A 22,238-nucleotide genomic window follows, 5' to 3' on the forward strand; every position below is an offset into this window, starting at 1 on the left:
CGCCAAGGTAGCGGCCATGGCCACGCTTCCCATCCTCGAATTTCCTGATCCGCGCCTGCGCACCCGCGCCCGCGAAGTGCTGCCCGCGGATTTCACCCCCGAGCTGCAGCAGCTGATCGACGACATGTTCGAGACCATGTACGCCGCGCCCGGCATCGGCCTGGCGGCTACCCAGGTCGATCGCCACCTGCGCTTCATGGTGATGGACGTGAGCGAGGACAAATCCCAGCCGCGCGTGTTCATCAACCCGCAGATCATCGAAAGCGACGGCCATCAGGTCTACCAGGAAGGTTGCCTGTCGGTGCCCGGCATCTTCGCCGACGTCACCCGCGCCAACCAGATCACCGTGCGCGCGCTCGATCGCCACGGCCAGAGCTTCGACCTGAAGGCCGATGGCCTGCTGGCTGTCTGCATCCAGCACGAGATGGACCACCTCGAGGGCAAGGTCTTCGTCGACTACCTGTCGCCACTGAAGCGCGAGATGGTGCGCAAGAAGCTGGCCAAGCAGCGTCGCGGCGCCGCCTGATCGAACCTGCAGCGGGTGCCTCGCACCCGCGGAGACACGTTCCCATGAAGAAGCCCCTGCGCCTGGTGTTCGCGGGAACGCCGGAGTTTTCCGTGCCGCCGCTGCAGCGGCTGCTGTCCGGCCCGGATGTGCTGATGGCGGTCTACACCCAGCCGGATCGGCCGGCCGGCCGCGGTCGCCAGCTGCAGCCGAGCCCGGTCAAGCAGTGCGCGCTGGCGGGCGGCATCGAGGTGCGCCAGCCGCTCAACTTCAAGGATCCCGAGGAGCGCGCGCGGCTCGCCGCGCTCGAGCCCGACCTGATGATCGTGGTCGCTTACGGCCTGATCCTGCCGCAGAAGGTGCTGGACATCCCGCGCTTCGGCTGCTGGAACCTGCATGCCTCGCTGCTGCCGCGCTGGCGCGGCGCGGCACCGATCCAGCGCGCCATCGAGGCCGGGGATGCCGAGACCGGCGTCGATCTCATGCAGATGGAGCGCGGCCTCGACACCGGGCCGGTGCTGCTGGAGCGGCGCACGCCGATTCACGCCGATGACACCGGCGGCAGCCTGCACGATCGTCTGGCCGTGATCGGCGCCGAATTGCTGGTCGAAGGCCTCGCCCGACTCCGCGCGGGCGAGGCGCTGCCGCCGCAGCCGCAGCCCGAGCAGGGCGTCACTTATGCGCACAAGCTCGACAAGGCCGAAGCGCGGCTCGACTTCAGCCAGCCTGCGGTCGTGCTCGAGCGCCGCGTGCGTGCCTTCAACCCATGGCCGATCTCCGACTGCGAACTGGGCGGCGAGCGCCTGCGCGTGCATGCAGCACAGGCCCTCGACCAGCAGTGCATGGCTGCGCCCGGCAGCGTGGTGGCAGCCAGCGCGGCTGGCATCGACATCGCCTGCGGCGCCGGCCTGCTGCGCCTCACCCGGGTTCAGCGCGAGGGTGGACGCGCCCAGCCGGTGGCCGACTACCTCAACGCGCGGCGCACGCCGCTGCTGCCTTGAAGCCCGAGCGTCCGGACCAGCGTCCGCGCGCGGAGACGGCGAAGGCCGCGGGCCGCGAAACCGCCGTGCCGGGTGCGCTGGTGCGCGCCACCGCGGCGCGCGTGTTGACCGAAGTGACGGCGGGGCGTTCGCTCAAGGCCGTGCTGGCCAATCGTCTGCCGGCCCTGCGCGACAGCCGTGACCGCGCGCTGTGCGAAGCCCTCTGCCACGCCGCTCTGCGTCGGCGCGCGCGCGATGCGATCCTGCTCGAAGCCCTGCTCGACAAGCCCCTGCCGCCCTCGGCGCGCGGCGTCGGCATGCTGCTGGCGGTGGGCTTCGCCCAGTTGGAGGCGCTGGGCCTGCCCGAACACGCCGCCGTCGCCGCGTCGGCCGAAGCCGCGCGCGTGCTCGGCTTCCCGAGGCATGTAGGCCTGGTCAATGCCGTACTGCGCCGCTACCTCCGCGAGCGCGCTCAGCTGCCCGCCGGCAGCGAGGCCCAGCAGGCAGCGGAGGCACATCCGCCCTGGCTGGTGGAGGCCCTGCAGCGCGACTGGCCCGAACACTTCGACGCCCTGCTGCAGGCCAACCTGCGGCAGGCGCCGCTGTGGCTGCGCGCTCGCGGCGGTGCCGCTGCCGCTGCGCAACTGGCGGACGATTGCAGGGCCGCAGGGCAAGCGGTGGAGCGCGTGGATGGCGCGGCCCTGTGCCTGCATGACGCCGGTGATCCCACCCGCCTGCCGGGCTTCGCGCGTGGTCGCTTCGTGGTGCAGGACATCGCCGCCCAGAACGCGGTCGCCGCGCTTGCCCTGCAGCCTGGCCAACGGGTGCTCGACGCCTGCGCGGCACCCGGCGGCAAGGCCGCGCAGATCGCCGAAGCCGGCGCGCGCCTGCTGGCGCTGGACTGCGATCCCAAGCGCCTGGAGCGTGTGCGCCAGACCTTCGAGCGTCTTGGTCTTGATGCCGAGCTGCGCGCCGCGGATGCGGCCGAGCCCGCGCGCTGGTGGGACGGGCAGGCCTTCGACGCGATCCTGCTGGACGCGCCCTGCAGTGGCACCGGCGTGATCCGCCGCCAGCCCGATATCCTGCTGCACCGCCATGCCGAGGACATTCCGGCGCTGGTGGCGCAGCAGGCGCGTTTGCTGCGCGCGCTCTGGCCTTTGCTCGCCCCGGGCGGGCGCTTAGTCTATGCGACCTGCTCCGTGCTGAAAGACGAGAACGAGCGCCAGATCGATGCCTTCCTCGCGGCCCATGCCGATGCCGAAGCCCTGCCGCTCGACGCGCGCTTCGGCCGGGCCAGCGGTGCCGGCGCCCAGCGCCTCGCCGGCGAGGGCGAAGGCGATGGCTTCTTCGTCGCTGCACTGCGCAAGCGCTGAGCGCCTGCGGTGGAGCGCCGCCGGCCTGCTCATGCTGTTGGCCGGCTGTGGCGCCGTCGATGCCCCGCGCGCCCGGATCGAAGACGCCCGCCGCCTGCAGCGTGGCGACAGCCTGCAGCTCGAAGTGCAGCAGCAACTCGAATTCCAGCCGCTGATGCTGGAGGCGCTGGCCAACGGCATCGGCCTGCGTCTCGACTACCACCTGCAGTACTGCGAATCCGCCGAGCGCGCCATTCGCAGCCTGTGGCTGCGCTACTACCCCTTGGCCGGCGAGTATGAAATGCGCTGGGAAGGCGAGGCGCAGGGCCGTCGCTTCGCCCGCCGTGGCTCCCTGCTGGCGGCGTTGGACCGCATCCGCATCGAGCTGCCGGCGCGGGCCGACAAATGCGAGCTGCAGCTGCGCGTGGAGCTCGAACGCTCGGCCCTGCCGGCGCCGCTGCGCTTTCCGGCTCTGATCGGCCTGCAGGACTGGCGGCTTGTGTCCGGCACCTATCGTCTGCCCGCGGTGGCCGCCCCGTGACGCTGGGCCGCAAGCTTCCCCTGCCGCGTCGCGCCGGCCCGCTGCTGCTGGCGCTGGGTGTGCTGGTGCTGGTGTTCTCGGCGCTCTATCTCGCCGCCAGCGCGGAGGGTCTCGGCACCCGCTTCGCCGGTCTTTATCCCTGGGTCTTCCTCGGTGCCGGCGCGGCCGTGCTGCTGCTCGCAGTGGCCATCCTCGGGCGTCTGCTCAAGCTGCGCAGGCAGCTGCGCTCCGGCGAGCCCGGTGCGCGGCTGACGCGACGCCTGCTGATCCTGCTGCTCGCGCTGTCGGTGCCACCGGTGCTGCTGGTGTTCGCGTTCTCCGCGCGCTTCGTCGGCGCCAGCGTCGACAGCTGGCTGCGCGCAAACAGCGTCGAAGCCATGGACAGTGCGCTGGAGCTAGCGCGTCTGCAGCTGGAGGACCGCCGCAGCGATGCCCTGCAGCGCGCCGGGCGCGCGCTGGAGCGCATGCGCCGCGACCGCTTCGACCTCGCCGGCGCCATCGAACAGTCGCTGGATGAGATCGACGCCGCGCAGCTGGCGCTGTTCGACGGCGATGGCCGCATCCGCCACATCGCCGCGGCCGCGCCCGGTCTGCTGCTGCCCTCGCCGCCCGACGAGGACGCGCGCGCTGCGCTCAGCGCCCGCGGGCGCCTGATCGACCAGATCCGCGTGGGCGAGGCCGATTATCTGCGCGTGCTGCAGGACCCCGACTTCGAGACCGGCCAGGTGCTGCAGGCGCTGTTCGCGCTGCCGCCGCGTCTCGTCGAGCTCAGCGGCAAGGTCGAGGCCGCCGCCTTCGGCACCCGCCAGGCGCTGTTCCTGCGCGAGCAGCTCAAGCTGACCTTCGTCCTCATCCTGAGCCTGGTGGCCCTGCTCTCGGTCTTTCTTGCCGTGCTCATCGCCTTCGATCTGGCTCGGCGTCTGGTCTCGCCGATTGGTCGACTGTCGGCAGCGACGCGCGCGGTCGCCGCGGGGCGTCTGGAGCCGCTGGACGTACCGCCGCGCGGCGATGAGCTGGGCTTCCTGGTCGAGAGCTTCAACCGCATGACGGTCGAGCTGGCGGCAAGCCGCGAGCGCGCCGCCGCCAGCGCCGCCGAGACCGAACGCCAGCGCGCCTTTCTCGAGACCGTGCTGGCGCGCCTGTCCTCGGCGGTGCTGGTGTTCGACGCCGACGGCATCCTGCGCGGCGCCAATGCGGCTGCCGCCGAACTGGCCGCGGCACCCCTCGGCGAGCTGCAGGGGCGGCCGCTGGAGGCGCTCAAGCGGGGCTGCCCGACCCTGGCCGATGTGTTTGGTCTGGCCGCCCAGCGCCTGCGCGAAGGCGCGCCCGAGTGGCGCGAGGAATGCGCGGTCGAAGAAGGCGGTCTACGTCGCCTGCTGCTGGTGCGCGGCGCGCGTTTGCCCGACGCCGGCCAGGTGCTGGTGATCGACGACACCAGCCACATCGATCGTGCGCGTCGCGACGCCGCCTGGTCCGAAGTGGCGCGCCGACTCGCGCACGAGGTCAAGAACCCGCTGACGCCGATCCAGCTCTCGGCTGAGCGCCTGCGTCGCCGGGTGCTGCCGCAGCTGGCCGCGGCCGAAGCCGAGGTGCTTGATCGGGCGACTCACACCATCGTGGCCCAGGTCGATGCCCTCAAGGCTCTGGTCAATGCCTTCGGCGAGTACGCGCGCCCGCCGCAGCTCAGCCTGGTGGAGACCGACATCGTCGCGCTGGTGGACGAAGTGCTGGAGCTCTACGAGCACGATCCGCGCCTGCGGCTGCGCCGCGAGTTCGCCAGCCCGCTGCCGCGCCCGCGGGTCGATGCCGGGCGCCTGCGCCAGGTGCTGCACAACCTGCTGAAGAACGCACTGGAGGCCAGCGCGGAGCGTCCCGCGCTGACGGTCTGCATCCGTCTCGCCCTGCAACGCCTGGGCGACCGCGACTGGCTGGACCTGAGCGTTGAGGACGATGGCCCCGGCCTGCCGGAGGGCTTCGCCGGCGACTGGTTCGAGCCCTACCGGAGCAGCAAGCCCAAGGGCTCGGGCCTCGGGCTTGCGATCTGCCGCCGCATTGCCGAGGAGCACGGCGGCCAGCTGTTGGCCGAGAACCGCGCGGAAGGCGGGGCCCGCTTCGTTCTGCGGCTGCCGTGTTGAGAGCCGGGATCCGGGATTCGCTTGGGCTGAGGGCGATCTGGAGTACCTGCGGTCGCCTGCATTCCTTGCAGAACGGCGAACCGCGGCCAGCAGCGGCGCTCCCAGTGCCGTGCGCTGCGCGCAGGCTCAATCCCCAATCCCCAATCCCCGCCTCCCTGTGGGCGTATAGTCCTTCCCACATGTCCACCATGGGGAGGCCACGGCGTGCACAGCATCCGACAGATCCTTGAGGGCAAGACTGCGCAGGTCGTCTGCGTGACCGAGCAGACGCCGGTGCTGGAAGTGATCCGGCTGATGGCCGAGCACGCCATCGGTTCGGTGCTGGTGATGCGTGGCGACCAACTGGTCGGCATTGCCACCGAGCGCGACTACGCGCGCAAGGTGATCCTGAAAGGGCGCAGTTCGCAGGACACCCCCGTCGCCGACATCATGTCGAGCCCGGTGCTCACGGTGGGCCCCGGCGAGGACATCCGCCGCTGCATGCATATCGTTACCGAGAAGCGCATCCGCCACCTGCCGGTGGTGGAAGCCGGGCAGGTCGTCGGGCTGATCTCGATTGGCGACCTGCTGAAGTGGGTGATCCGCGAGCAGGCGCAGGAAATCGAGCAGCTGCAGCAGTACATCGCCGGCTGAGGCTGGCGCCTCGCGTCGGGGCCACCGCTGAAACGAACGGGGCGCCGCAAGGGCGCCCCGTCCGGATGCTCTGCCTTGGAGCCCGTCTCAGTCGTTCTGGAACTCGGCCAGCGCGGCCTCGGCGTCGCGCACCAGCAGGCGGTTGACCGCGGCGATGTCCTGCACGTCGATCACGCCGGCGGCCTGCTTGAGCGCCAAGCCGTTGACCAGGAAGTTGTGGCGGGCATTCGAGTAGTCGCGCTGTGCGCTGGTCAGCACCTGCTGCGAGAGCAGCACGTCGACGATGGTGCGGGTACCCACTTCGAAGCCGGCCTCGGTGGCTTCCAGCGCGCTGCGCGCCGACACCAGGGCCTGGGCGCGGGCCTCGATCTCGGAGATGCCGGCCAGCACCGCGCGGTAGGCGTTGCGGGTCTGGCGGGTGACCGCGCGGCGCTCCTGCTCCAGGCGGTCCTCGTTGGCGTCACGCGTGTACACCGCCTGGCGAACCTGGGACTGCACGCGGCCGCCGGTGTACAGGGGGATGCTCAGATTCAAGCTGATCGAACTGCCCAGGCTGTCGCTGCTGGTCGGTCGGGTGAGACCCGAGGCCAGTATCGCCTCCCCCCAGCTGGTGGGGCCGCCGCTGCGTCCGGCGGTGAGTCCCAGCGTCGGCAGGTGGGCGGAGCGCGCGGTCGCGATGTCCTGTTGGGCCGCTTCAAGCGCCAGGGCGCGCGAGCGCAGCACGGGGTTCTCGTTGAGCGCTGTCTGCACCCACTGGTCGAGATCGGCGGGCTCCGGCATCACGGGACTGAAGTTCTCGTCGAGGCCCTGCAGGTTCTGCAGGTACTGCCCGGTCAGCTCGGCGAGGGCCTCGCGGGCATCGTCAAGCGCATTGGCAGCATTGATCGCGGCGGCGCGCGAGGCGTCGTAGCGGGCGCGTGCTTCGTGCACATCGGTGATCGCGGTCAGGCCGACCTCGAAGCGCTGCTCGGCCTGGTCCAGCTGGCGCTTCACGGCGCGCTCGTCGGCGCGAGCAAACACCAAGCTGTCGACTGCCGTCAGCGTGGTGAAGTACGCCTGGGCGACGCGCAGAGCCAAGCCGTCGACGGCCGCATCGTAGTCGGCATCGGCGGCGCTGGCCCGCGAGCGGCTGGCCCGCAGGCGTGTGTAGTTGCTGTGGTCGTACAGGCTCTGCTGCAGATTGATACCCCAGTCCTTCGACCGTGTCTCACTGCGCGAGACCTCACGACCGAACAGAAATCCGCCGTCCGGGTTTTCCGTGAAAGTGAAGCGCGAGCTCTTGCCCGAGCTGTCGGAAAAACCCGCCGAGGCACCCAACTGCGGCAGCAGGGCCGAACGGCTCTGTACCACGCCCTCGCCGGTGGCCATGCGCTGCGCCTCGACGGCGGCCAGCTGCGGGTCGCTCTGTCGGGCGAGCTCGTAGGCCTGCATCAGATCGGCGGCACCCGCGCTACTGGCGGCAGCAAGGGCGAGGGCGAAACTCAGGGGACGCAGGCTGGGCAGTCGCATGGCAGTTCCTTTGGCGAGCGTGGGCGCGAGGGGCGGGCTACAGCGCGAAGCGCTGCACCGGCTCGGCGCCGTGGAGGTAGGGGACGTCGGTTTCAAACAGGCTTTCCAGCGCCCAGCCGTGCTCGGCGCGGGTATAGAGCACCGCTTCCTGCACGGGGCTGTGGCCGCGGATGACGAACAGCCTGCCGCCCGGGCGCACCCAGCTCAGGAAGCGCTCGGGCAGCTCGGCGACGGCGCCGCCGATGGCGACGGCGTCGAACTGGCGGCCGGGCTGGAATTGGAGCGCATCGGCGGCTTCAAGACTCACGTTGACCAGCCCAGCGGCCTGCAGCCGGGTGCGGGCACGGTCGATGAAGTCAGGGTGCAGGTCGATGCTGTGGACGGCGCGCGCCAAGCGGGCGAGGCAGGCGGTCAGGTAGCCAGAGCCGGTGCCGATTTCCAGCACTTCATGCTCCGGGGCCAGGTCCAGCGCCTGCAGCAGGCGGCCTTCGATCACCGGCTTCAGCATGAACTCCCCGTGCTCCAGCGGCAGGGCGAGGTCGGCATAGGCGAGCTTGCGGTGCCGGGCGGGCGCGAAATCCTCGCGCTTGACCGAGCCGATGACGTCGAGCACGCGGAAGTCCAGCACCTCCCAGGGGCGGACCTGCTGCTCGACCATCGCGAAACGGGCCTGCTCGAAATCAACTGCCATGTTCGTGTCCTGCCTGCGGGGGCCCGCGTCGCGCGGGCGCGTAACCGCCGATTGTAGGCGCTGGCCTTGTGCTCCGCCAAATGACGCCGCGGCGCGGGGCGGCCCGAACCCCGCATCCATGCACGCCGCACCTTGCCCGACCCGTCGCCCCGACCGCAGTGCGGAAAGTCACCGTGACCGAAGGCAGGGGCCGAGTCATGCGCGGGTGGCCGACAGCGGACGGACCCGGTGCCAAGCGGCATACAGGGCGGGCAGGAACAGCAGGGTGAGCGCCGTGGCTACCAGCAGGCCGCCCATGATCGCCACCGCCATCGGTCCGAAGAAAGCGCTGCGCGACAGCGGAATCATCGCCAGGATCGCCGTCAACGCCGTAAGCACGATCGGCCGGAAGCGCCGCACTGTCGCCTCGACGATCGCTTCTACCGGCGAGACGCCCTCTGCGAGATCGTGTTCGATCTGGTCGACCAGAATCACCGAGTTGCGCATGATCATGCCGGCCAGGGCGATGGTGCCCAGCATGGCGACGAAGCCGAAGGGCCGGCCAAACAGCAGCAGGAAGGCGGTGACGCCGATCAGGCCCAGCGGCGCCGTCAGCAGGACGATCACCGAGTTGCCGAAGCTGCGCAGCTGCAGCATCAGGAGGGTGAAGACCACTCCGAAGAACAGCGGCATGCCGGCCGCGATGGAGCGCGAACCGCGGCCGGCATCCTCGACCGATCCGCCAACCTCCAGCAAGTAGCCGGACGGAAGTGCGGCCCGCAGCTCGGCCATCCGCGGTGCCAGTTCGGCGACCGCGGTGGCCGGCTGCACGCCGTCGACGATATCCGCGCGCACGGTCACCGTCGGCAGGCGGTTGCGATGCCAGACGATGCCCTCTTCGAAGTCGTACTCCAGTCGCGCGATCTGACTCAGCGGCACGCTGCCGCCGCGGCTGGTCGGCACCGCCAGGCTGCCCAGCATGGACAGGCTGGCGCGCTCCTCGGCCGGCCCGCGCAGCAGGATCTGGACCTGTTCATTGTCTTCGCGCAGGGTGCTGACCGGCGTGCCCGACAGCGAGCCCTGCAGGAACAGGGCGAGCTGGGCCGAGCTGACGCCGAGCGCGCGGGCGCGCTCCTGTTCGATCTCCAGCCGCACGATCTTGCTCGGCTCCTCCCAGTCGAGGTGCACGTTGAACAGGGCGGGATGTGCACGCATGCGCTCCTCCACGGCGTGGGCGTGCCTGCGCACCACGTCGATGTGCTCGCCGGAGACGCGGAACTGCACCGGGTAGCCCACCGGCGGACCGTTCTCGAGCCTTGAAACGCGGGTGCGCACCTGCGGGAACAGCTGGGGCAGGTTCTCCAGCAGCCAGCCGCGCAGGGCTTCGCGCTCTTCGATCGAGCGGGTCAGCAGCACGAACTGCGCAAAGCCGGTCTGCGGCAGCTGTTGGTCCAGCGGCAGATAGAAGCGCGGCGAGCCGGTGCCGACGTAGGCCACGTAGTTTTCGATGTCTTCGCGTTGGGCGAGAAGCGCCTCGAAGCGTCGCGCCTCGGCCTCGGTAGCCGCCAGAGAGCTGCCCTCGGCCAGCTTGAAGTCGACCATCAGCTCCAGCCGCGACGAGGCTGGGAAGAACTGCTGCGGCACCAGCCGGAACAGCGCCAGCGAGCCGGCGAACCCCAGCACCGTCACCGCGATCACTGTCCAGCGGCGTTCGACGCACCAGGCCACGACACCGCGGAAGCGCTGGTAGAAGGGCTTCTGGTAGGGATCGGGCGCATGCGCTTGGCCGCCCTTGTGGAAGTCGGGCAGCAGGCGGTCGCCCAAGTAGGGGACGAACACCACGGCGGCGATCCACGACACCACCAGGGCCAGGGTCACCACCTCGAAGATCGAGCGCGTGTACTCGCCCGTGCTGGAGTTGGCGGTGGCGATCGGCAGGAAGCCGGCGGCGGTGATGAGCGTGCCGGTCAGCATCGGGAAGGCCGTCGAGGTCCAGGCGAAGGCGGCGGCCCGCAGGCGGTCGAAACCCTGCTCCATCTTGATGGCCATCATCTCGACCGCGATGATCGCGTCGTCGACCAGCAGGCCCAGTGCCAGCACCAGCGCACCCAGTGAGATCTTGTGCAGGCCGATGCCGAAGTAGTGCATGCCGGCGAAGGTCATCGCCAGCACCAGCGGGATCGACAGCGCCACCACCAGGCCGGTGCGGAAGCCGAGCGAGAAGAAGCTCACCAGCAGCACGATGATGACGGCCTCGGCCAAGACCTGCACGAACTCGCGCACCGAGGCGCGCACGGCTGCCGGCTGATCCGAAACCTTCTGCAGGCTCATGCCCACGGGCAGGGTCTGCTGCAGGCGCTGGAATTCGTCCTCGAGGCGCTCGCCGAGGCGGATGATGTCGCCACCGCGGCGCATCGATACGGCGATGCCGATCGCGTCCTTGCCCATGAAGCGCATCCGCGGTTCCGGCGGGTCGGAAAAGCCGCGGAACACCTCGGCCACATCACCAATGCGGAAGTCACGGTCGCCCACGCGCAGCGGGAAGCCGCGGATGTCCTCGACATCGTCGAAGCGGCCCGACACGCGCAGGCGCACGCGCTCGCCGGGGGTCTCGAAGAAGCTGGCGTCGGCGACTGCGTTCTGCTCGTCCAGCGCGCGCTGCACTTCTGCCAGGGGCAGGCCGAGCGCGGCCAGCTTGGTGTTGCTGAGCTCGATCCAGATGCGCTCCTGCTGGAGTCCGAGCAGTTCGATCTTGCCGACGTCGGGCACGCGCATCAGCTCCAGCTCGAGGCGCTCGGCGTAGTCCTTCAGCGTGGCGTAGTCGAAGCCCTCGCCCGACAGCGCATAGATGTTGCCGAAGGTGTCGCCGAATTCGTCATTGAAGAACGGTCCTTGAATGCCAGCCGGCAGGCTGGGCCGCAGGTCGCCGACCTTCTTGCGCACCTGGTACCAGAGTTCGGGCAGGTCCTTCGAGCGCAGCGAATCCTTCGCGACGAACTGCACCAGCGACTCGCCCGGGCGCGAGTAGGCGCGGATGAATTCGTAGTTGCCGGTCTCCATGAGCTTGCGCTCGACCCGGTCGGTGATCTGGCGCGCGACTTCCTCGGCGGAAGCGCCCGGCCACAGGGTGCGCACCACCATCACCTTGAAGGTGAAGGGCGGGTCCTCGCTTTGGCCCAGCCGGCCGTAGGAAACGATGCCCAAGAGCGCCAGCCCGAGCATGGCGTAGACCACCAGGCTGCGGTTGCGCAGGGCCCATTCGGAGAGATTGAAGCCGATCATGATGGCTTACTGCCCGGCAGCAAGATCGAGCGGACGGTTGTCGCGGTCGACTGGGCGCACCGCCTGGCCGTCGCGCAGCAGGTGCACGCCGCCGGCGACGATCCAGTCCTGCGCGCCAATGCCTTCCAGCACCGGCACGCTGGTCTCGCCGTAGGCGCCCAGCTTGACCGCTCGCTTGTGCACAGTGCCGCTGGCCGGCTCGAAGCGCAGCACGAAGGCCTGGCCTTCGCTGGCCGAGACCGCGCCCAGCGGCAGCTTGAGTTCGGCGCTGCTGGCGCCGTTCAGGAACACCCGCGCGCTCTGCCCGAGTTCGACGCCCTCGGTGGTGTCGGCGATGGCGACGCTGGCGGCGTAGGTGCGCGAGGCGGCATCGGCCGCCGGCGCCAGTTCGCGGATGCGGCCGCTGAGCGCGCGCTCGCGCTGCGACCACAGCTGGATCTGCACCGGCTGGTCGAGGCTGACGTCGGCAATCGCGTGCTCCGGGATCGCGATCACCACCTCGCGCTCGCCGTCCTCGGCCAGTACGAACACCGGCTGGCCAGCGGCGACCACCTGGCCGGCCTCGGCCAGGCGCTGCGCGATCACCCCGGCTGCCGGAGCGCGCAGCACCGCGTAGCCCGCCTGGTTGCGCGCCACTTCAAGCTGGGCGCGTGCCGCCTCGACCTGCGACTCGGCGGCGCGCAGCCGCGCCTGCGCGCCATCGAAAGCAGAAGCGCTGGTGAGGCCACGCTCGCGCAGCGACTGCTGGCGCGTGAACTCGGACTGCGCCAGCGCGCGCTCCGACTCGGCTGCCGCCAGCCGGGCGCGATTGGCCTCGACCTGCAGGCCGAGGTCCTGGGGTTCCAGTTCGGCCAGGGGCTGGTCGCGGGCCACGCGTTCGCCGACCTCGACCAGGCGCCGGCTGATCTTGCCGCCGACGCGGAAGGCCAGGGCGGGCTCGTGGCGCGCGCGCACCTCGCCGGCATAGGCGCTGAAGCCGGCTTCGTCGGCCTGTGGCTGCACAACGATGGCGGGGCGCACCGGGTCCGGCAGGTTGGGCTCAGGGCTGCAGCCGACCAGCAGCAGGCTCAGGGCCAGCAGTTTCAGGGCGGGGATCAGCGCGGCGGGGGCGCAGGAGGCGCGCGAAAGCGTGTCCATGGCGAGGACTCGATAGGAGAAGAACGGGATTCGTGGGGCGAAGCCTAGAATTAAAATACTGACCAGTCCAGTATTCTATTTGTGAGTGCCGCTAGACTAGATCCATGCAAGTCCAACGCTCCGCCAAAGGCCCAGGCCGTCCCAAGGACCCCGAGAAGCGCGCCGCCATCCTCGATGCCGCCAAGCGCCTGTTCCCGCTGCGCGGCTTCGATGGCGTCAGCATGGACGCCATCGCTGCCGAGGCCGGGGTGTCGAAGCTCACGGTGTACAGCCATTTCAGCGACAAGGACACGCTGTTCGCCGAGACCGTCAAGGCCAAGTGCGAGGAGCAGCTGCCGGAGTCGGTGTTCCGCGCCGAGCCTGGCCGCGGTCCGATGCGCGAGCAGCTGCGGGCGATCGCGACCGGCTTCCACAGTCTGATCCTGTCGCCCGAGTCGGTGAGCTTCTACCGGATGATGGCGGCACAGGGCGAGTCGAATGGCAAGCTCGCCGAGCTTTTCTACGCCGCCGGGCCGCGCAGGATTCTTGATGCCTTCGAGGCCTTCCTGACCGCGGCCACTCGTGCCGGCAGCCTGGATGTGCCCGACCCGCGCCGTGCCGCCGGGCATTTTTTCTGCCTGATCAAGGGCGAGGCGCACATGCGCCAGTTGATCGGCTGTCCGCTCTGCGGCAGCGAGTGCGAAGGCCCCGAGCACATCGAAAGCGTGCTGGAGCTGTTCCTGCGTGCCTACAGCCCTCGGGCCTGAGTCGCCGCGCTGCTTGGCGGCTTGGCCGCCGGTTGTCCACCTGCATACGTTCTTCCCGTGCCTGTGCTGGCGATCGGGGGGGGGCCTGCGCGCGCATCTGCACGTCGCGTCACAGTTGGTTGCATTCTTCGGGAGTAAATTTGCCGTTAATCGCAGGCGGGTTAGGCTGTTGGCCTCGCAAGCTCACCGTGATTCTGCAAATCGCCTCGCAAAGGTTTGATGCAATGAGCTTTTCAGCCCTGATCATCGCCGCGCCGCTGGGTTTGTTGGCCTTTCTGCTGGCCGGCCTGCGCTGGGTGCCGGAGGGCTGCGCCTACACGGTCCGCCGCTTCGGCCGTTATGCCCGCACCCTGCCTCCGGGACTGGGTTTCGTCCTGCCCCTGATCGAGCGCGTGGGCCAACGTGTGCGCCTGATCGGTCACACCGTGCCGGTGGGTCAGGCCTCGGTGCGCGGTGCGGTGTACTACCAGATCATCGATCCGCGGCAGACCGGCGAAGCACTGGAGTCGATCGACCAGTATGTGCAGCGCACCGCCAGCGAGACGCTGAGCCGACTGCCGCTGCCGCAGACCGACGCCCCGGGGCTCGACCAGCAGGTGCGTCAGCAGCTCAACGAGGCGCTGGCGAGCCGTGGCCTGCGGGTGGTTCGCTGCGTGCTTCCGGCCAGCGCCTGAGCCCAGCTCCGGCGGCAGCGATTTGCGTCACTCCGGCGGCGTGCCGATACTTGCGCCCCCCTGCAAGGCACCCTCCCCCGCTTGACTACCCTTCCCGAACTGCCCGGCGAGATCGCCGCGCTCGCGCCACGGCTGCGCGAGGGCCTGCTGCGGCTGGGCGTGGATGCAAGCCTGGCGGAGCCCCTGCTGGCTTACCTGGCGCTGCTGCAGCGCTGGAACGGCACCTACAACCTCACCGCCGTGCGCGATCCACAGCAGATGCTGGGCCTGCACCTGCTGGACTCCCTGAGCATCCTCGCCGATCTTCCCGCCGAGGGCGCCCTGGTCGACATCGGCAGCGGTGCCGGCCTGCCCGGGATTCCGCTGGCGATCGTGCGCCCGCAGCTCGCGGTCAGCCTGGTCGAGCCCGTGGGCAAGAAGGCGCGCTTCCTCCGCGAGGTCGTTCGCCAGCTGAAGCTTGCCAACGTGCGCGTGTTCGACTGTCGCGCCGAGCAGGTCGATGAGCCCGGCCGCTATGACTGTCTCTCGGCGCGCGCCTTGGGTAGTCTTGCCCAGCTCATCGCCTTCGGCGGGCACCTGCTCAAGCCCGAGGGCCGGCTGCTGGCGATGAAGGGCCAGTGGCCCGCCGAGGAGCTGGCGGCGCTGCCCCCGACATGGAGGCTGGAGCGCTCGCGCCGGCTGGAGGTGCCCGAGGTCGAAGGCGAGCGCCACTTGCTGGTGCTGAAGCGGGAGATGGCATGAGCGGCGACGGCACGCATCCTGCGGCGATGGCGCAGGCGGACGGCACGGCAGCACAGCACGGAGTCGAGATGGCCCGGATCATCGCAATCGCCAACCAGAAGGGCGGCGTCGGCAAGACCACGACCGCGGTCAACCTCGCGGCGGCGCTGGCCGAGGCGCGCAAGCGCGTGCTGCTGGTCGACATGGACCCGCAGGGCAACGCCACCATGGCCAGCGGCGTCGAGAAGAACGAGGTCCCCCACACCGGCTGTGATGTGCTGCTCGAGGAAGTACCGATCGCCGAGGCCATCGTTGGTTCCTCCGGCGGCTTCGACGTGCTGCCCGGCAACACCGACCTGACCGCGGCCGAAGTGAAGCTGATGGACGCCATGGCGCGCGAGCAGCGCCTGAAGGAGTGCCTGGCCCAGGTTGCAGACCGCTACCAGTACATCCTGATCGACTGCCCGCCCTCGCTGAACCTGCTGACCCTGAACGCGCTGACCGCTGCCCATGGCGTGCTGGTGCCGATGCAGTGCGAATACTTCGCGCTGGAAGGCCTGTCGGCGCTGATGGACACGATCCGCGCGGTGAAGTCGCGGCTGAACCCGCAGCTGGAAGTCGAGGGCATCCTGCGGACCATGTACGACGTGCGCAACAACCTCGCCAACGATGTGTCCGCGCAGCTGACCCAGCATTTCGGCGACAAGGTCTTCCGCACCATGATCCCGCGCAACGTGCGTGTGGCCGAGGCGCCCAGTCACGGTCAGAGCATCATCAGCTACGACCGGGCCTCGCGCGGCAGCATCGCCTACCTCGGGTTGGCCGGCGAGATGATCCGTCGCGAGAAGCATCCCGCGGCGCACACCGAACACCACTGACCAAGGCCTGACATGAGTGCCAAGAAGCGCGGCCTCGGCCGCGGCCTCGATGCCCTGCTGGGCGGCGGCAACGAACGCTCCAACGCGGAGCCGGAGCGCCTGCGCGAGCTGCCCATCGAAGCCCTGCAGCCGGGCAAGTACCAGCCGCGCAGCCACATGGATCGCGAGCGCCTGCAGGAGCTGGCGGACTCGATTCGCGCGCAGGGCCTGATCCAGCCGATCATCGTCCGCCCGATCGCACGCGACCGCTACGAGATCATCGCCGGCGAGCGCCGCTGGCGCGCCGCCCAGCTCGCCGAGCTGCGCGAGGTGCCCTGCGTGGTGCGCGAGAGCGACGACCATGCCGCGCTGGCGATGGCGCTGATCGAGAACATCCAGCGCGAGGACCTCAATCCGCTGGAGGAGGCCTTGGCCCTGCAGCGCCTGATCGACGAGTTCCAGCTGACCCACCAGCAGACGGCGGAAGCGGTCGGCCGCTCGCGCGCCGCGGTCAGCAATCTGCTGCGCCTGCTGGAACTGCCCGAGCCGATCCGCAAGCTGGTCGAGGCGCGTCGCATCGAGATGGGCCATGCGCGCGCGCTGCTGACCCTGCCGGCGGACAAGGCCGAGGCGCTGGCGCGCCAGGCCGCGGAGGAGCAGTGGTCCGTGCGCGAGATCGAGCGCCGCGTGCAGGCCATCCAGCGCGGCGAGAGCCAGCCCGCGCCGGCGCCGAAGAAGCCGGATCCTGACATCCAGAACCTCGAGCGCGAGCTTGGCGAGCTGCTCTCGGCCAAGGTGGCCGTGCAGCACGGCCGCGGCGGCCGCGGCAAGCTGGTGGTGGAGTACTTCAGCCTCGACGAGCTGGAAGGCATCCTGGAGAAAATCCGCCGCTGATCCGCTCCATCCCGCTGCCCATGGGCGGGGTCGGCCGCGCGCCGCTCAGCGCAGAGCGAGATGCGCCGGCAGTGGCCAGCCGCGCGACTCCAGCCAGTCCTCGATCAGCCGGCGCGACACCGAGATCGGCGGAGGCAGTCGCAGTTCGCCCTGTTCGATGGCCTCGATCAGCACCTCGGGCTCGAACCAGCGCGCGTCCTCAAGCTCCTCGCCGATGGCGATCTGCGCATTCGATGCCTGGGCGATGAAGCCGAGCATCAGCGAGGCCGGAAAGGGCCAGGGCTGCGAGCTGTGGTATTGGCAGTGCGCCACGGCTACGCCGGCTTCCTCCATGACCTCGCGGCGCACCGCGTCCTCCAGCGACTCGCCCGGCTCAACGAAGCCTGCCAGCGTCGAGTAGCGCTTGGCCGGCCAGCCGGCCTGGCGACCGAGCAGGCAGCGGCCCTCGTGCTCGACCAGCACGATGATCGCCGCATCGAGGCGCGGGAACACTTCCAGGCCGCAGTCTCGCGAAGTGCAGCGCGCGCTGTGGCCGGCGCGCCGCAGCACGGTGGGTTGGCCGCAGGCGCCGCAGAAGCGGGCGCGGGTCTGCCACAGCAGCAGGGCCTTGGCATAGGCGAACAGGCCGCTTTCGAACGTGGAGAGCTGGGCGGCGGCTTCACGCAGGCCCAGCCACTGGCTGTGTTCCGGCACATCGATCTCTGCGCCCATCTGGGCGGGCAGGGCGAACCAAGGCATTTCGCCCTCGAGGCCGAGGAAGCTCGCATCGACAGGCCTCGCTTCGCCAAAGCGGGTCGAGGGCCAGTGCAGCAGGCGGCCGTTCTCCAGCAGTGCGCGTCCCTCGAAGTCGACGCACAGCACGCGGCCGCGCAACCAGGCCTCGGCCAGCCACGCGGCATCCTCGCGACGCTCGCCGGCACGGTCCAGGGCCAGCGCGGTGAACAGGTTGCGCTGGCTACGCTCCGGCGGCAGGTTCATCGTCCGAAGCAGCCCGGGCTCAGGCCGAGAACGAAGAGCCGCAGCCGCAGGTGGTCTTGGCGTTGGGGTTGCGGATGACGAACTGCGCGCCGGACAGGTTCTCGGTGTAGTCGACCTCGGCGCCCATCAGGTACTGCAGGCTCAGCGGGTCGACCAGCAGGGTGACGCCGCTGCGCTCCACCGCCAGGTCGTCCTCGGCCTGGTTCTCGTCGAACTCAAAGCCGTATTGGAATCCGGAGCAGCCGCCGCCGGTGATGTAGACACGCAGCTTCAGCTCGGGGTTGCCTTCCTCGTCGATCAGGCTGCGCACCTTGGCCGCGGCCGAATCGGTGAACAGCAGGGGGGCGTCGATGGTCTGGTAGCTCGGAGCGCTGGACATGGCGGCCTTCGGGCGATGCGGGGGGACGGGGTCGGAGATGGCGACGGAACGTTCAGCCTACAAGCCTAAGCCAGCGCGGCCAGGCGGATGTCGTCTCCGGCTGAACGCGGCTCTCTCGCCTGGGCTGTGCGGTGTTCCGGCAGGTGCCCACCGCCTCAGTCGCTGGTTTCCGGCCCGCCGAGGCGCTTGGGTTCGGCGCCGACATGGATGAGCCGGCCGGTCAGCATCGAGCCTGCCTGCATCTCCACCGTGTGGTAGTGGACATTGCCCTCGACCCGCGCCGCGGCCGCCAGCTCGATCCGCTGGCTGGAGTGGATGTCGCCGTGCAGCTGGCCATTCACCACGACGTGTGGCGCGCGAACCTCGCCCTCGATGCTGCCGCGCTCTGCCAGCGTGACCAGAGCGTTCGGGTCGGACTCGTCCGCGATCACCGCGCCCTCGACTCGGCCCTCGATGTAGAGGCCGCCGCTGAAATGGACATCGCCGCGGATCACCACGCGCGGCCCGATCAGGGTTTCGACGCCGGTACTGCTGGGGCGTCCCTGCTTGCTCTTGTCGCTTCCGAACATGGTCATGCCTCTCTTGGAAGTAAGGATTCGGGGGTTCCAGCGGGTCGAGGCCTCAGGATGTCGGCCCGGCCTCGGTCTGATCGGCGCCGGGGACGACCTCGGCCCAGGCAAAGCCGCGCTCGGCTCGGCCGGCTTCGCCCTCGATGCCCACCTGCACCCGATGCGGAGTGAAGCCGGCTGGCAGCAGGACATTGCCCTCGATCTGCTGGAAGTACTTGAAGGCGAACTGCGGCCGCGGTCTGTCTGCATCGGTGAGCTCGGACCAGCCCAGTTCGGCCATCTCGCCATCCTTCACGCCCTCGATCCGGATCGAGATCGTGCCGCGCGAGAGCTGGGTCTTCTTGACGTTCTGGGTCAGGGTCAGACGGAAGTGCCAGGCGCCGCTGGGCTCGGGCTGCAGGCTCAGGCTGTGGATCGAGAGGCCCTGGCGCTGGCCGCTGCCGCCCACCAGGCGCTCGTAAAAGGCGACATCGGCTTCCAGCGAGGCGATCCGCTCGTCGCGCTCGGCGATGTCCCGTTGCAACAGCTGATTGGCCTCGCGGCTGATGTCGTCCGAACGCTTCAGCCTCAGGTTGCGCTGACGCAAGTCGTCCAGGCGCGCCTGCAGACTGGAGATCGTCTCGCGCAGCTCCGCGGGCGACTCGCCCTGCGCCCCGGCTTGGCCGGGGCGCCAGTGGTCGACGCTCCAAGCCACAGCCATCAGGGAGAGCGCCCACAGCAGGACCAGAAGCGGCCAGCGCCGGCGCTGCCGGGCCGCCTCGCGGGGGACGATGATGAAGGGACTGTCCGAACTCATGCGTTTCGCAGCCATGACGGGGCCGTCGATTATCGGGGCTGCAGCGCCGGTTTACACACGGGCCCGGCACAACCCGGTCCGCGAGCACAGAAACTGCATTCCGCCATGGCTGCCCGCGCGCCGTGCGTGTGGGTATAGTTCGGGCGCATCCCGGGACATCTGGCGTCTCCGGCGGGCGTCTACCGTGAACGCAGCCTTGGAAAGCCATGTACGCGCAGGACGAAAGCCAGCAGCGCACCGAACTCCGACTCGCCTTCCTGCGCCATCTGCCCAAGCGGATCGAGGCGCTCTGCCGGCGCGCCCGGCGATTCTGCGCTGAAGGCTGGGACATCAACGGCTTGAGCCTGCTGCACGAGGACGTACAGCGGCTCGCCGGCGCCAGCGGTCGCTACGGAGCGCTCGAAGCCAGCGAGCAGCTGCTGATGCTCGAAACCCTGCTGGACGAGTTGGCCGACTCCGGCGGTCTGCCGGACGAAGCCGGCAACGGTCATCTGCTGGCCCTGCTCGACAGCCTGGCTGCGCACGCGGGCGAAGCCGTGGTCGATGAGCTGCCGAGTGCCGCCGCGCGTGAGGAAGTGGCGGCCGCGCCCGCTGCGACCGAGCCCAAGGGCCCGCTGCATGCCGAGACACCCCCGCCAAACTATTGGCGGCGCTGGGCGGGCGATGCCCCGCCCGCGGCGGAAGCCCTGGTGCCTGCTGCGACCTCCGCGACGCCGAAGACAGCGGACCTTGAGCCGTCTGCGCCCCTCCTGCGTACGCCAGTCTCCGCGGACACCGCAGCCGCCCAGGCCAGACCGGCTCGCGCGGTGACGCCCACCGTCCGGCCCGGCAGCGGCCGGCGGATCTACCACCTGACCGATGGCGGCGAATTGGCCTGCGAACTCGACCAGCGCCTCGAAGCCCAGGGTTACGAGCTGGAGCTGCTGGAGTCGCCCGCGGAGCTCAAGGAAATTCTCAACGCGCTGGCGCCCGATCTGGTGATCGTGGACGCCGCTTTCATGAACGAGATCGAAGGCGTGGGTGCGGTGTTGCGCGCCACCCGCGAGCGCACCGCCACGCGTCTGCCCATGCTGGTGATCTCGAACGAGGACAGCATCCCGGCGCGGCTGGTCGCGCGGCGTGCCGGCGCCGATGCCCTGCTGGTGCGGCCGGAGGGCGCCGAGGCGGTGATGGCCAAGCTGGCCGAGCTGCTGGTGTCGGCGGGCGAGGCCACCTACCGCATCCTCGTGGTCGAGGACGACCGCTCGCAGGCGCTTTTCGCGGAGTCGATCCTGCGCAACGCCGGCATGGAAGTGCGTTCGGTGCACGAGGCCTTCGATGTGCTGCAGGCGATGGAGGAGTTCCGGCCCGACCTGGTGCTGATGGACCTTTACATGCCTCACTGCGACGGCACCGAGCTGACCGCACTGATCCGCGAGCGTGAGGAGTTCCTGCACACGCCGATCGTCTTCCTGTCCGGCGAGAGCGACCAGGACAAGCACTTCGAGGCGCTGTCGGCCGGCGGCGACGATTTCCTGTCCAAGCCGATCCGGCCCAAGCACCTGATCGCCGCGGTCAACAACCGCGTGCGCCGCGCCCGCGCGGTGCAGGAGCGCGCCCAGCTGCGCGATCCTCGTGACCCGGTCACCGGGCTGCACCGGCGCAGCTACATGCTCGACCGCTTGGCCGAGACCCTGGCCTCGGACAACGTCCGCAACCAGCCGGGCGGATTGCTGTTCCTTGAGATCGAAGGCGCGCCGCAGCTGCGCGAGCGCTATGGCCTCACCACGCTGGAGCAGCTGCTGGCGGAAGCCGGCAGCCAGATCAGTCAGGGGATCGGTGAGGGCGACCTGGCCTGCCGCTACAGCGACGGCTGCTTCGTCGTCTACTCGCACGAGCGCGACGAGGCGGCTCTTGAACGGCTTGCGCAGGACCTGCGCAACACCCTCATCACCCATCCCTTCAAGGCCGAAGGCAAGCCGATCCGGCTGCGCGCCGTGGCCGGCATCGCCTCCTTCAAGCACAACTTCGCCGACGCCGGCGCCATGCTCAATGCTGCAGAGCGCGCCGCCCGCGAGGCGCGTAGCGGCGACCGCGGCGTGCACCGCTTCGCCCCGCCGCAGCGCGCCGCCGAGGCGCAGACCAGCGCCTTGCTGGGCCTGATCCGCAACGCCATCGACACCGACGGCTTCGAACTGCTCTACCAGCCTATCGTGGCCCTGCAGGGGGGTGACGATGCCCAGTACCAGACCCTGCTGCGCCTGCGCGACGACCACGGCCGTCTGCATCCGGCCGCGGCGATCGTGCCGCTGGCCGAAAGCGCCGACCTGATCCTTGAGGTCGACCGCTGGGTGCTGACCCAGGCCGTACGCATGATCGACCAGCGTCGCAGCGGCGCGCGGCCGGTGCGCCTGTTCGTCAGCCAGTCGGCCGGCAGCCTGCTGTCGCCCGGCCAGGCGGAGTGGATACGCGCCCAGCTGGCCGCCCGCCAGGTGCCGGGCGAGACCCTGGTGATTGAACTGCCGCTGGAGGATGTCGAGGCCCGCGCCGAGGCCGTCGAGGCCTTCTGCCGCGAGCTGATGCCGCTGGGCGTGCAGTTCTGCCTGAGCCGCTTCGATGGTGAGAGTTCGGCTCAAAGCCTGCTCAAGCGACTGCCGCTGTCCTTCGTCAAACTGGCGCCCAAGTACTTGGCTGCTGCGCAGACCCCGGCCCTGCGTGACGAACTCCGCGGCCTGGTGGAACTGGGCCACCGCCATGGGCTGCAGGTGATCGGTCAGCGCGTCGAGGACGCCCAGGCGGCGGCCACCCTGTGGATGAGCGGCATCGATTACATCCAGGGCAACCTGGTGCAGCAGGCCGCGCGCGAGTTGGAGTTCGATTTCCAGGCGGCGGTGCTCTGAGC

20 protein-coding genes are annotated in these 22,238 nt (G+C 69.8%); 12 read left to right on the forward strand and 8 right to left on the reverse strand.

Annotation, left to right across the window (positions count from 1 at the left end; genetic code table 11):
- The first annotated feature begins 16 nt into the window (after positions 1-16).
- The 6 genes from def to BLP83_RS10460 all read left to right on the forward strand — a co-directional run bounded on the left by def (position 17) and on the right by BLP83_RS10460 (position 6,146).
- Positions 17-526, forward strand: a complete 510-nt coding sequence (def, locus tag BLP83_RS10435) for a peptide deformylase (protein ID WP_218121237.1) — start codon at positions 17-19, stop codon at positions 524-526.
- Between the two features lie 44 nt (positions 527-570).
- Positions 571-1,506 (forward strand): methionyl-tRNA formyltransferase, encoded by a 936-nt coding sequence (gene fmt / locus BLP83_RS10440; protein ID WP_176764126.1) that lies wholly within the window; start codon positions 571-573, stop codon positions 1,504-1,506.
- Positions 1,507-1,571: 65 nt separating this feature from the next.
- Positions 1,572-2,858 carry a 16S rRNA (cytosine(967)-C(5))-methyltransferase RsmB gene (gene rsmB / locus BLP83_RS10445; protein ID WP_091242542.1) on the forward strand — a complete coding sequence of 429 codons (1,287 nt, stop codon included), beginning with the start codon at positions 1,572-1,574 and terminating at the stop codon, positions 2,856-2,858.
- A complete protein-coding gene (locus BLP83_RS10450; protein ID WP_091242289.1) occupies positions 2,824-3,378 on the forward strand; it encodes a DUF4390 domain-containing protein in 555 nt (184 codons plus the stop codon). Before rsmB ends, BLP83_RS10450 begins: the two co-directional genes overlap by 35 nt.
- Positions 3,375-5,513 (forward strand): sensor histidine kinase, encoded by a 2,139-nt coding sequence (locus BLP83_RS10455; protein WP_091242291.1) that lies wholly within the window; start codon positions 3,375-3,377, stop codon positions 5,511-5,513. The genes BLP83_RS10450 and BLP83_RS10455 overlap by 4 nt, the downstream gene beginning before the upstream one ends.
- Positions 5,514-5,717: 204 nt before the next feature.
- Positions 5,718-6,146, forward strand: coding sequence for a CBS domain-containing protein (locus BLP83_RS10460; protein WP_091242294.1), 429 nt, complete (start codon positions 5,718-5,720; stop codon positions 6,144-6,146).
- An 87-nt stretch (positions 6,147-6,233) separates the two neighbouring features.
- On the opposite strand, the gene BLP83_RS10465 is transcribed toward BLP83_RS10460, so the two are convergent.
- The 4 genes from BLP83_RS10465 to BLP83_RS10480 all read right to left on the reverse strand — a co-directional run bounded on the left by BLP83_RS10465 (position 6,234) and on the right by BLP83_RS10480 (position 12,744).
- Entirely contained in the window at positions 6,234-7,655 is a 1,422-nt protein-coding gene (locus tag BLP83_RS10465; protein ID WP_091242297.1) for a TolC family outer membrane protein, read from the reverse strand.
- A 37-nt stretch (positions 7,656-7,692) separates the two neighbouring features.
- Entirely contained in the window at positions 7,693-8,346 is a 654-nt protein-coding gene (locus BLP83_RS10470) for a protein-L-isoaspartate O-methyltransferase family protein (protein WP_091242299.1), read from the reverse strand.
- A 195-nt stretch (positions 8,347-8,541) separates the two neighbouring features.
- Positions 8,542-11,607 carry an efflux RND transporter permease subunit gene (locus BLP83_RS10475; protein WP_281187124.1) on the reverse strand — a complete coding sequence of 1,022 codons (3,066 nt, stop codon included), beginning with the start codon at positions 11,605-11,607 and terminating at the stop codon, positions 8,542-8,544.
- 6 nt (positions 11,608-11,613) lie between these two features.
- Positions 11,614-12,744, reverse strand: a complete 1,131-nt coding sequence (locus BLP83_RS10480) for an efflux RND transporter periplasmic adaptor subunit (RefSeq protein ID WP_091242302.1) — start codon at positions 12,742-12,744, stop codon at positions 11,614-11,616.
- 104 nt (positions 12,745-12,848) lie between these two features.
- Between BLP83_RS10480 and BLP83_RS10485 the strand changes: the two genes are divergently transcribed.
- The 5 genes from BLP83_RS10485 to BLP83_RS10505 all read left to right on the forward strand — a co-directional run bounded on the left by BLP83_RS10485 (position 12,849) and on the right by BLP83_RS10505 (position 16,635).
- Positions 12,849-13,490, forward strand: coding sequence for a TetR/AcrR family transcriptional regulator (locus BLP83_RS10485; RefSeq protein ID WP_091242304.1), 642 nt, complete (start codon positions 12,849-12,851; stop codon positions 13,488-13,490).
- Between the two features lie 224 nt (positions 13,491-13,714).
- Positions 13,715-14,164 carry an SPFH domain-containing protein gene (locus tag BLP83_RS10490; protein WP_091242305.1) on the forward strand — a complete coding sequence of 150 codons (450 nt, stop codon included), beginning with the start codon at positions 13,715-13,717 and terminating at the stop codon, positions 14,162-14,164.
- Positions 14,165-14,245: 81 nt separating this feature from the next.
- A complete protein-coding gene (gene rsmG, locus BLP83_RS10495) occupies positions 14,246-14,905 on the forward strand; it encodes a 16S rRNA (guanine(527)-N(7))-methyltransferase RsmG (protein WP_425389004.1) in 660 nt (219 codons plus the stop codon).
- Positions 14,906-14,973: 68 nt separating this feature from the next.
- A complete protein-coding gene (locus BLP83_RS10500; protein ID WP_091242548.1) occupies positions 14,974-15,762 on the forward strand; it encodes a ParA family protein in 789 nt (262 codons plus the stop codon).
- Between the two features lie 12 nt (positions 15,763-15,774).
- Positions 15,775-16,635 carry a ParB/RepB/Spo0J family partition protein gene (locus BLP83_RS10505; RefSeq protein WP_091242308.1) on the forward strand — a complete coding sequence of 287 codons (861 nt, stop codon included), beginning with the start codon at positions 15,775-15,777 and terminating at the stop codon, positions 16,633-16,635.
- Between the two features lie 45 nt (positions 16,636-16,680).
- On the opposite strand, the gene nudC is transcribed toward BLP83_RS10505, so the two are convergent.
- From nudC to BLP83_RS10525, 4 genes are all read right to left on the reverse strand, one after another.
- On the reverse strand, positions 16,681-17,613 hold the full coding sequence (gene nudC / locus BLP83_RS10510; protein WP_091242311.1) for an NAD(+) diphosphatase: 933 nt from the start codon (positions 17,611-17,613) through the stop codon (positions 16,681-16,683).
- A gap of 19 nt (positions 17,614-17,632) precedes the next feature.
- The gene (erpA, locus tag BLP83_RS10515; RefSeq protein WP_091242313.1) at positions 17,633-17,992 is read right to left on the reverse strand and encodes an iron-sulfur cluster insertion protein ErpA; all 360 of its coding nucleotides are present in this window, start codon (positions 17,990-17,992) and stop codon (positions 17,633-17,635) included.
- A 155-nt stretch (positions 17,993-18,147) separates the two neighbouring features.
- A complete protein-coding gene (locus tag BLP83_RS10520; protein WP_091242550.1) occupies positions 18,148-18,561 on the reverse strand; it encodes a bactofilin family protein in 414 nt (137 codons plus the stop codon).
- Between the two features lie 52 nt (positions 18,562-18,613).
- Positions 18,614-19,357, reverse strand: a complete 744-nt coding sequence (locus tag BLP83_RS10525; RefSeq protein WP_143006645.1) for a DUF6776 family protein — start codon at positions 19,355-19,357, stop codon at positions 18,614-18,616.
- A 206-nt stretch (positions 19,358-19,563) separates the two neighbouring features.
- Between BLP83_RS10525 and BLP83_RS10530 the strand changes: the two genes are divergently transcribed.
- Entirely contained in the window at positions 19,564-22,236 is a 2,673-nt protein-coding gene (locus tag BLP83_RS10530) for an EAL domain-containing response regulator (RefSeq protein WP_091242318.1), read from the forward strand.
- The last annotated feature ends 2 nt before the right edge of the window (positions 22,237-22,238 follow it).

The sequence above is a fragment of the Aquimonas voraii genome (genome assembly GCF_900101825.1).
GTDB classification, from domain to species: domain Bacteria; phylum Pseudomonadota; class Gammaproteobacteria; order Xanthomonadales; family Xanthomonadaceae; genus Aquimonas; species Aquimonas voraii.